The sequence below is a fragment of the Porphyrobacter sp. SLTP genome (genome assembly GCF_009905735.1).
In the GTDB taxonomy this organism is placed as follows: domain Bacteria; phylum Pseudomonadota; class Alphaproteobacteria; order Sphingomonadales; family Sphingomonadaceae; genus Erythrobacter.
Genome location: NZ_JAAALE010000009.1, coordinates 133,300 through 142,921, shown reverse-complemented (window position 1 = coordinate 142,921; position 9,622 = coordinate 133,300). Strand labels below are relative to the sequence as shown.

The 9,622-nt window shown below is 64.2% G+C and carries 10 protein-coding genes, 1 tRNA gene and 1 pseudogene; 11 read left to right on the top strand and 1 reads right to left on the bottom strand.

The features are described 5' to 3' along the window. From GVM20_RS09830 to GVM20_RS09820, 3 genes and pseudogenes are all read left to right on the top strand, one after another. Positions 1 to 321 (top strand): annotated as a pseudogene (locus tag GVM20_RS09830) (class I SAM-dependent methyltransferase); the annotation flags it as partial. Between the two features lie 100 nt (positions 322 to 421). Continuing rightward, positions 422 to 1,588: an aspartyl/asparaginyl beta-hydroxylase domain-containing protein gene (locus tag GVM20_RS09825; protein WP_166547014.1), complete on the top strand. Its 1,167-nt coding sequence runs from the start codon at positions 422 to 424 to the stop codon at positions 1,586 to 1,588. 69 nt (positions 1,589 to 1,657) lie between these two features. Continuing rightward, complete coding sequence (locus GVM20_RS09820) at positions 1,658 to 2,152, top strand: hypothetical protein (RefSeq protein WP_166547013.1); 495 nt, start codon at positions 1,658 to 1,660, stop codon at positions 2,150 to 2,152. 14 nt (positions 2,153 to 2,166) lie between these two features. Here the strand turns inward: GVM20_RS09820 and GVM20_RS09815 are convergent. Beyond that, positions 2,167 to 2,256: transfer RNA gene (locus GVM20_RS09815), tRNA-Ser, on the bottom strand. Between the two features lie 181 nt (positions 2,257 to 2,437). Here GVM20_RS09815 and GVM20_RS09810 point away from each other — a divergent pair. Genes GVM20_RS09810 through GVM20_RS09775 form a run of 8 tightly spaced genes read left to right on the top strand, consistent with a single transcriptional unit; the run spans position 2,438 to position 9,601 of the window. Further along, positions 2,438 to 3,487: a lytic murein transglycosylase gene (locus GVM20_RS09810; protein WP_166547012.1), complete on the top strand. Its 1,050-nt coding sequence runs from the start codon at positions 2,438 to 2,440 to the stop codon at positions 3,485 to 3,487. 52 nt (positions 3,488 to 3,539) lie between these two features. Beyond that, positions 3,540 to 4,724, top strand: a complete 1,185-nt coding sequence (locus tag GVM20_RS09805) for a D-alanyl-D-alanine carboxypeptidase family protein (RefSeq protein ID WP_166547028.1) — start codon at positions 3,540 to 3,542, stop codon at positions 4,722 to 4,724. Next, positions 4,721 to 5,353 carry a dTMP kinase gene (tmk, locus tag GVM20_RS09800; RefSeq protein WP_166547011.1) on the top strand — a complete coding sequence of 211 codons (633 nt, stop codon included), beginning with the start codon at positions 4,721 to 4,723 and terminating at the stop codon, positions 5,351 to 5,353. Before GVM20_RS09805 ends, tmk begins: the two co-directional genes overlap by 4 nt. Next, on the top strand, positions 5,350 to 6,306 hold the full coding sequence (locus GVM20_RS09795) for a DNA polymerase III delta subunit-related protein (RefSeq protein WP_166547010.1): 957 nt from the start codon (positions 5,350 to 5,352) through the stop codon (positions 6,304 to 6,306). The genes tmk and GVM20_RS09795 overlap by 4 nt, the downstream gene beginning before the upstream one ends. Beyond that, positions 6,299 to 7,852, top strand: a complete 1,554-nt coding sequence (metG, locus tag GVM20_RS09790) for a methionine--tRNA ligase (RefSeq protein WP_166547009.1) — start codon at positions 6,299 to 6,301, stop codon at positions 7,850 to 7,852. The genes GVM20_RS09795 and metG overlap by 8 nt, the downstream gene beginning before the upstream one ends. After that, positions 7,852 to 8,628, top strand: a complete 777-nt coding sequence (locus GVM20_RS09785; protein WP_166547008.1) for a TatD family hydrolase — start codon at positions 7,852 to 7,854, stop codon at positions 8,626 to 8,628. The genes metG and GVM20_RS09785 overlap by 1 nt, the downstream gene beginning before the upstream one ends. Beyond that, the gene (locus GVM20_RS09780; protein ID WP_166547007.1) at positions 8,625 to 9,407 is read left to right on the top strand and encodes an MBL fold metallo-hydrolase; all 783 of its coding nucleotides are present in this window, start codon (positions 8,625 to 8,627) and stop codon (positions 9,405 to 9,407) included. The genes GVM20_RS09785 and GVM20_RS09780 overlap by 4 nt, the downstream gene beginning before the upstream one ends. After that, positions 9,404 to 9,601, top strand: coding sequence for a hypothetical protein (locus tag GVM20_RS09775; RefSeq protein ID WP_353653132.1), 198 nt, complete (start codon positions 9,404 to 9,406; stop codon positions 9,599 to 9,601). Before GVM20_RS09780 ends, GVM20_RS09775 begins: the two co-directional genes overlap by 4 nt. The last annotated feature ends 21 nt before the right edge of the window (positions 9,602 to 9,622 follow it).

Sequence of the window (9,622 nt, the reverse complement as noted above, 5' to 3'; positions counted from 1 at the left end):
GCCGTCCCCCGCGCCCCTGGCCCCTTCGCCTTTGAGGATCTCGGCTATCTTGAGGACGTCCTCACCGGCGCAGGCTTCTCCGGCATGGACGTCGCCCCCTATGCCGGACTGCAACCCGTCGGCGGGCCCGGCGCAACGCCTGACGAGGCGACCGACTTTGTCCTCGCCTCGATGGCCGTCGGCCGGGTGCTCGCCGAGCAGGGCGCAGGCGTGCGCGATTCGGCGCGGGCTGATCTTGCCGCGATGTTTGCCCGCCATCACCGCGCGGGCGAGGGCGTGATGCTGCCCTGCAAGGTTTGGCTGGTCACTGCATACACCTAGGCGCATGTATCGGGCGGTCAGACGCAATATCCTGTCGCGCTGAACCGTGCGTCAGCTGAGGCGACTTGCGCTAAATCCTAATCTATATCATTTCGGCATCATGACCCTCGCCGAGCCCGACCTTGCCCAGCGCCTGACCGCTGCAGACCGTGCCTTGGCGGCGGGTAGCCTCGTGCAGGCGCGCAATATCCTGGAAGAAGCCGCGCGTTTCGATCCGCCGGTGATGCCGTTCTGGCAGCGTCTCGCCACAGTGCGGAAGATGGCCGGCGCGCCGCTGTTGGCAATCGAGGCGATCGACCGCGCGCTGGCGCTATCGCCGCTCGATTTCGTCAATCTGCTGATGCGGGCGCACCTGCTCGATTCCGCCGGACACCCCGAAGCGGGCGAAGCCTATGGCCGCGCGCTCGCACAGCCGCGCCCGCATCCGCTGCCGCCGATGCTGGTGCAGACGATCATGCGCGCCGAAGCGCTCTGGGCCGAGCATCAACATTCGATGCAGCGCCGGCTCGGCGCAGCGGTTGAGGCGAGCGGTGCCGATCTCACCCCCACTGAGCGCCGCCGGGCCGAACGCTTTGCCACCAACATCGCGCGGACCACGCGCACCTATCATTCCGAGGCAACCCATTTCGCCTACCCCGGTCTGCGGGAGGCCGAATTCCACGACCGCGCGGGCTTCCCCTGGGCGGACGAACTCGAGAGCCTCACCGCCACGATCCGTGCCGAGATGGACCGGGTTGCCAATGCGCCGGACGCGAGCCTCGTGCCTTACGTCAAATACCACGACAGCGAGCCGCTGGCGCAATGGCGCGAGTTGAACCACAACCGAGATTGGACCGCGATCCACCTGATCGAGCGCGGGACCAATGTCGCCGCCAATGCCGCCCATTGCCCCGAAACGATGGCGTTTCTGACGCGGATGGATCAACCCGTCATCCCGGGATGCGGGGCCAATGCGATGTTCTCGCTGCTCGCCCCGCACACCCACATTCCGCCGCATGTTGGTGTCGCCAATTTCCGCCTGCTGTGCCACCTCCCGCTGATCGTGCCCCATCGCTGCTGGTTCCGCGTCGGCGCGGAAACCCGCGATTTTGTCGAGGGTCAGTCCTGGGTGTTCGACGACACCATCGAGCACGAGGCCAAGAACGAGACCGACCGGCTGCGCGTGATCCTCATCTTCGACCTGTGGCATCCCGACCTTTCGCCCGCGGAGCGTTCAGCAATCCAAGCGGCTGTTTCGGCGGCGGCGTTTCCGGTCGGGGCCTTGTAGTCCAACGCGTCAAGGCAGACCGCCGCAAGGGGGTGCCTCCCCGCATCACAACGTGATAATCATTCGGCCATGCTGGACCTTCAAAGAATCACTGTCCTTTATTCGGAGGAACAGGATCGCATCTCGATCAATGCGGCAGTGCGAGACGGAGAAACCGCGCGTATCTGGCTGACCCAGCGGATGACCAATCGCCTGATCCCCGCACTGATAAATGTCATTAAGCCCCGTCATGACGATCCTGTGTACGCCGACATCGTCGCCGGCGTCTCACATCAGAAGGCGGTTGCCCGGCAGGAGCCTTCAGCGCCCGTCACGGCGACTGAGCCGGAGCATGAGTGGCTCGTCAGCAAAATCGATTTGCAAATGCCGCCCTCCGGAACCGTGGTGATCTTCTACAGTCCGACCGGCCAAAGTGCGCGGATAGGTTTCAATGGCGACTTGATGCGCCAATGGTTGTCGATCCTTCAGCGGGTCTATGTCGCCGCGGAATGGCGCGGGACAGATTGGCCGGATTGGATGGCTACGCCCACGATCAAGCAAGGAAGTGACCGCGTGTTGCACTGAAATGCAGCGCAAATTGGCGGACAGGGTGGGATTCGAACCCACGGTAGGCTTGCACCTACGGCGGTTTTCAAGACCGCTGCCTTAAACCACTCGGCCACCTGTCCTCTGTGCGAAGCGGCTAGCGCCGAAGATCGCGATTGTCACCTGCCTTGTGGCCCAATTGTCGCGGTTCAGCATGGCAGGTCGTCTTGATTGCAGGCTGCTTTGCCGCCCAACGGGGGAGCAACCGCAACTTCGCCAATCAGGTTGTTGGGAATTCATCCAAGGTATGACATCCCTGTAGCCATGATTCCCCGGCTTCTCTCCGCCGCGGCGCTGACCCTTACAGCGTGTGCGATTCTCGGTGCCCCGCCTGCGTCCGCCCCGGCGAGCGCGCAGGTCAGTGCGGACGGGATTCCGTTCGATGCCTATCTTGAATTGCTGAAGGCCCGTGCGCTGGGAGAGGGCGTGCGGGAGGATACGGTGGCGCGGATGACGGCGGGGTTGACGCCCAATCCGACGGTCATCCGGCTCGATAACAATCAGCCCGGCAGTGCCACCACGCGCGGCTATCCCCCTATGTCGGGCTATATCGCGACCCATGTCGATTCGGCGCGCATCGGCGGCGGCCGTGCGGTTTACCGTCAGCACCGCGATTTGCTCGGCCGGATCGAAGCGCAATATGGTGTGCCGGGGCCGATCATCGTCGCGATCTTCGGGCATGAGACCAGCTATGGTCAGGTCAAGGGCAACTTCGATCTCGCCCGCAGCCTCGCCACGCTAGCATGGGAGGGGCGGCGGCGCGAACTGTTTGCGGGCGAGTTTATCGCGCTGATGAAGGTCGCCGACAAGGGCTATGACCGCTCGCAGCTGGTGGGCTCCTATGCCGGAGCGTTTGGTAATCCGCAGTTCCTCCCTAGCGTCTATCTGCGGCTAGCCACCGATGGCGACGGAGACGGGCGCGCGGATATCTTCGCGAACCGCGCCGATACCTTTGCCTCGATCGCGAATTACTTCCGCGATGCCGGATGGCGGCCTGGTCAGCCTTGGGGTGCTCGTGCGTCGGTGCCGGCCGGCTTCGATGCCTCAGCTTATCGCACCCGGCTCGTCTCGCCCGTCTGCCCGCGCGTGCATGAACGCCTCAGCCGCTGGATGACCGTGGCTGAATGGCGCGCGCAGGGCGTGATCGCGCAAGGTGGCCTCGGCGACGATGTGATGACCGCATTTTTCCAGCCCGACGGCCCCGGAACGCCTGCCTGGCTGCTGACCGGCAATTACCGCGCGATCCTCGAGTATAACTGTTCAAGCTATTATGCCCTGAGCGTCGGATTGCTGGCTGACGAAATCGTGAACTGACGCGCCCCACGCCTCGCCAAGCGGTGAGGGGGCGGGTATAGGCGAGACGGTGATGCCCCCGAAATCCTTGCGCCTGCCGCTGTCCCTGCTTGCCCTGTTTGCCGTCACCTTTGCGCCGCCTCTGCGCGCGCTGGTGCCTGATCCGGGGCCCGTCCTGCCTGCGGTTCCAACCGCCACAGAAGCGCCGGTGGCGCTCTTGGTCGATCTGGGCAGCGGGCAGGTGCTCCATGCCCGCAATCCCGATGCGCGTTTCATGCCCGCGTCAGTCACCAAGGTCATGACGCTGTATCTCGCCTTCGAGTTGATCGCAGCCGGGCGCCTCGATCCGTCACAGGTGTTCATGATGAGCCCGGTTGTCGCAAGCGAGTGGCGGCGCAAAGGTTCGACCATGTTCCTCGACCGGGGGGAGCGGGTGCGGGTGGATGACCTGCTGCTGGGTATCGCCAACGTCTCGGCCAATGACGGGGCGGCCGTGCTGGCCGAAGGGCAGGCGGGATCGGTCGCCGCGTGGACGACGCAGATGAACCAGACCGCGCTGGGGCTAGGGATGACGGGGAGCTATTTCGCGAGCCCTAACGGCTGGCCGGATGAGGGGCGGACCTTCACCACCGCCAATGATCTGGCGCGGCTGGCGCGGGCGCTGATCACGCGGCACCCGGACAAGTTCGGCTATTACATCGGCCGCGCGGGCTTTGATTACAAAGGCATTGCGCAGGTCAATCATGATCCCATGATCGGGCGCGTACCGGGGGCGGATGGGATCAAGACCGGGTTCACCAACGAAGCGGGTTTCTCCTACCTCGGCACAGCGCGGCGCGATGGGCAGCGGCTGGTGCTGGTGCTTGCTGGAGTGGAGAACGGGCGGCTGCGAGCAAAGATTGCACGGTCCTATGTCGAGTGGGGCTTTTCCGCCTTCGAACGGCGCCAACTGTTTGCGCCGGGCGCCGTGGTCGGCACGGCGCGGGTGCAGGATGGCGATGCGCGCGGGGTCGCCCTCAAAGCTGCGGGGCCCGTTGCGATCAATCTGCCACGCGGAAGTGACGGCGAGCTTACCGCCACGATCCGTTACGAGGGCCCGCTGCGCGCACCGATTGCAGCCAATCAGGAAGTCGCCGTGATGGAGGTCTCCGCCCCCGGCGTCGCACCGGCCCGCATCCCGCTTTACGCTGCCGAGGCGGTGGGGACAGCTGGCCCGATTGACCGTGTGATCAATGCCATTGCAGCGGTGTTTTCATGAGCCCTCCGCGCGGCCGGTTCATCGCCTTTGAAGGCGGGGAGGGGGCGGGGAAATCCACCCAGGCCCGCTTACTCGCCGAGGCGTTGCGGGCGCGAGGCCTTACGGTCGTCGTCACCCGCGAACCGGGCGGGACACCGGGGGCCGAAGCGATCCGCAATCTGCTCTTGGCACCGCCGGGGGAAGGCTGGCCCGCGCAGGCAGAAGCCTTGTTGTTTGCCGCCGCCCGCGCGGACCATGTGGCGCATTTGATCCGCCCCGCGCTTATGCGCGGCGAGTGGGTCATCTGTGACCGCTTCGTCGATTCGAGCCGCGCTTATCAGGGCGGGGCCGGGGGCCTCGGCGATGCGGCGATCACCGCGCTCCATGCCTTTGGCAGTGACGGTTTGCGGCCTGACCGGGTCATCCTGCTCGAGGGCGATGAAGCCGCCTTGGCAGGGCGGATCGCGTCGCGCGGAGAGGCGTCGGACGCAATCGAAGGCCGCTCCGCCGCATACCACCGCGCCGTCGCCGCCGCCTTTCGTACGCTGGCTGAGGCCGACCCGCAGAGCTTTGCACGCATCGACGCGCTCGGCCAGAAGAAAGACATTCACGCCCGCATCCTTGCCGCAATCGGCGACCTGCTCGCATGACCGACTGGCCCAACCATGCCGAAGCCTGGCGTCAATGGCGCGACGCGCTCTCGGGAGAGCGGATGCACCACGGCTGGCTGCTTGCGGGCAAAGCGGGTCTCGGCAAGCGCGACTTCGCCATGGCTGCCGCGCGCGCGTTGGTTGCGCAGCCCGGCGTCCCGCAGCCGCAGGGCGAGCATCCCGACATCATCACCCTCACCTACGGCCCGAAGGACGACAAGGGCGAGAAAGCCCAAGCCGAGGGCAAGCCCTTCGACCTCGCGCGCTCGATCCGCATCAAGCAAATCCGGGCGATGCAGCGCCGCCTGATCACGCGGCCGACACTGGGAAGCCGTCGCGCGATCATCATTGATCCGGCCGACGACATGGAAAAGTCGGCCGCCAACGCATTGCTCAAGAGCCTTGAGGAACCGCCGGTTGGCACCTTCTTCCTGCTCGTCACCCATCGTCCGGCGCGGCTGCTGCCGACGATCCGCTCGCGCTGCCGCACCTTGCGCTTCCCGGTGCTCACCGACAGCGAGCTGGCGGCGCTGCTCGCAAGCGAAGGCCTGCCGCCCGACCCGCAGGCTATTGCTGCGGCTGAAGGTTCCTATGGCGCAGCGCTGCGCTTTGCCGAACAGAACCTCGCTCCGGTTGCCAAGGTCATCACCGCACTGCTGGCGCACGGCGATAATGGCGTCACTGGGCGCGGCGAGCTGGCCCGCCTGATCGGCCCGCGCGCCGATCGCGAGCGGGTGCAGGCTGTGCTCGACCTCGCGCAGTCGCTGGTCGCCCGCGCCGCCCGCGCTTCTGACAACCCGGACGCCCGCGCACGCCTGATCAATACCCACACAGCCTTGGTCAGCCTCGCAGCCGAAGCGCCAACCGCCAATTTCGATGCCGGGATGATCCCCTTCGAGATCGGCAGCTTGCTTGTCGCCGCCGCCCCCGCTAGCGAACCGGCCCATGGCTGACACGTCCCCTTTCTACATCACCACCGCGATCAGCTACCCCAACGGGAAGCCCCATATCGGTCACGCCTACGAGGCGATCGCTGCCGACGTGATCGCCCGCTTCCAGCGCTTGCAAGGCCGCCGTGTCCGGTTTCAGACCGGCACGGACGAACATGGCTTGAAGATGGCCCGCAAGGCCGAGGAGCAGGGCCGTACGCCGGCCGATCTCGCCGATGAAATGTCGGGCTATTTCCGCAGCATGTGCGATGCGCTTGATGTGTCCTATGACCGCTTCATCCGCACAAGTGAGCCCGATCATCACCGCGCCAGCCAGGCCATCTGGCAAGCGATGGAAGCGTCGGGCGACCTCTATCTTGATCGCTACGAAGGCTGGTACTCGGTCCGCGACGAAGCCTATTACGACGCGAGCGAGCTGGTGGAAGGTGAGGGGGGTGAGAAGCTCTCGCCCCAAGGCACGCCGGTCGAATGGACGGTCGAGGAAAGCTGGTTCTTCCGGCTCTCTAAGTATCAGGACCAGCTGCTTGCGCTGCTGAAGACCCCGGGCTTCCTCGAACCGGCAAGCCGCCGCAACGAGATGATCGCCTTTGTCGAACAGGGCCTGCGCGATCTTTCGGTCAGCCGCACCTCGTTCGACTGGGGCGTGAAGGTGCCCGGGTCCGAGGGCCATGTGATGTATGTGTGGGTCGATGCCCTCACCAATTATCTGACGGGCCTCGGCTATCCCGATGACATGGGCGACTTCTGGCCCGCCAGCCTGCACCTGATCGGCAAGGACATCGTGCGCTTCCACACGATCTACTGGCCGGCCTTCCTGATGAGCGCCAATCTGCCGCTGCCCAAGCACGTATTTGGTCACGGCTTCCTGCTCAATCGCGGGCAGAAGGAATCAAAGTCGCTCGGCAATGTGACCGATCCGGTGGAACTGGCCGAAAGGTTCGGTGTCGACGCCTTGCGCTACTTCCTGATGCGCGAAGTCGCCTTCGGTCAGGACGGTTCCTATTCACCCGAGGCGATCGTGCAGCGCGCCAATGGCGAGCTTGGCAATGCTTTCGGCAATCTCGCCCAGCGCACGCTCGGCTTTATCGCCAAGAACCTCGACGGCTATCTCCCCGCGATCCGCGGTCATCAGGAGGCCGATACGGCGCTGTTTGAAGCCGTCGATCAGGCGATTGCCAAGGATATTCCCGAAGCCTTTGAAAATCTTGCGCTCCAGCAAGGGGTCGAGGCATGGCTCCAGGCGGTGTTCGCCTGCAACGCCTATATCGATGCCCAGGCACCCTGGACCCTGCGCAAGGCCGATCCCGAACGGATGGAGACGGTGCTCGCCACCCTCTATATCTGCATTGCGCAGTTGGCCGTTGCGATCAGTCCGGTGATCCCGGCAAGCAGCGCCAAACTGCTGGATACGCTGGGCATTCCGGGCGATCTGCGCAATCTCGACGGCATCCGCAGCCACTGGTATTCGCCTCTGGCGGAAAGCGATCACCGGATCATCGCGCCGGCACCGCTGTTCCCCCGGCTTGAACTGCCGGACGAGGCTGCCTGATGCTGGTCGATAGCCACTGCCACCTCGAATACAAAGGTTTGGTGGAGGAACAGACCGCAGTGCTGGCGCGCGCCCGGGCGGCCGGTGTTGGCGCCTTTCTCAACATTTCCACCCGCCAATCCGAATGGGATCAGGTGGTCGCCACCGCCGCGCGCGAGCCGGATGTTTTCGCCAGCGTCGGCATCCACCCGCATGAGGCTGACGCGCATCAGGACCTGGGCCGCGCCGCGTTGCTGGAGGCGACCCGCCACCCCAAAGTCATCGCGATCGGGGAAACCGGGCTCGACTACTATTACGACAAGTCTGACAGAGACGCGCAGAAGTCACTGTTTCGTATGCATATTGATGTCGCCCGCGAAACGCAGTTGCCGATCATCATCCACACCCGCGATGCCGAGGAACATACCCACGCAATCCTCGCCGATGAGATGGGGAAGGGGGCCTTCCCGGCCTTGATCCACTGCTTCACAGCCTCGGCCGATTTCGCCGAAAAGGTGTTGGCGCTGGGGCTGACGATCTCGCTCTCGGGGATCGTAACCTTCAAGAATGCCAAGGACTTGCAGGCCGTTGCTGTGATCATTCCTGATGACCGCTTGCTGGTCGAAACCGACAGCCCGTTCCTCGCGCCGGTGCCGCATCGGGGCAGGGTGTGTGAACCGGCCTATGTCGCCGATACGGCGGCCTTCGTCGCCGGCATTCGCGGAACGGATGTGGAACATCTGACAGCGCAGACCACCGCCAATTTCTTCAACCTTTTCAGCAAGGCGCGCCCGTGAAGCTGGTCATGCTTGGCTCTGGTACCTCGACCGGGGTACCGCGGCTGGGCGGGCCGGACGGCACCGGCGATTGGGGTGACTGTGACCCCGATGAGCCGCGCAACCGCCGAACGCGGGTCTCGATCCTGGTCGAGAGCGATGAAGGTCGTCGGCTACTCGTTGACACATCATCCGATTGTCGTGCGCAACTGCTTGCCAATCAGATCGGGCATATCGACGCGGTGTTCTGGACCCATGATCACGCCGATCATTGTCACGGCATCGATGACCTGCGGGTGCTGCGATATGGACGCGGCGGACCGATCCCGGGCTTTGCCGAGACGGAGACAGTGCGTCGGCTGCGCCAGCGGTTCGGTTATGTGTTTGCCGGTCAGGATGGCTATCCGACGATCTGCACGCTCGACACACTTGATCGGCTGCGGATGATTGCCGGGTTTGGCGTGGACTGGTGCCAGATGGCGCATGGCCCCGGCGAAACCACCGCATACCGCTTTGAAGCTGATGGCAAGAGTATCGGCTATGCTACGGATTTCAGTTCCATTTCTGATGAAATGATTGATCTGTTCTACAAGGTCGACATCCTAGTGAGCGACTGCCTGCGCCGTGAACCGCATCCGACCCATGCACATCTGGCAATGTCGATCGAACTCGGTGAACAATGCCGCGCAGGTCGCGTGGTGCTGAGCCATCTCGACAAGAGCATGGATTATCGGACGCTGTGCGACGAAGTGCCGGACTTCGTGACGGTCGGCTATGATGGCTTGGAGATAGTGGCGTGAACCCGGATTTGATCCTGCCAATCGTCACAAGCCTCGGATGGCTGGTCCTTTGCTGCGTGTCCTTGGCGTCGCGCCGGTTGGCATGGAGCCAGATGATCAAGATGGCATTGGCCTGGGTGGTGATCTTCGGCGGCCTCTATCTGATTGTGGAGTGGTTCATGGTGATCCGCGGAACCACCAGCGCCGCGCTCTAGATTTTACATAATATATATTAT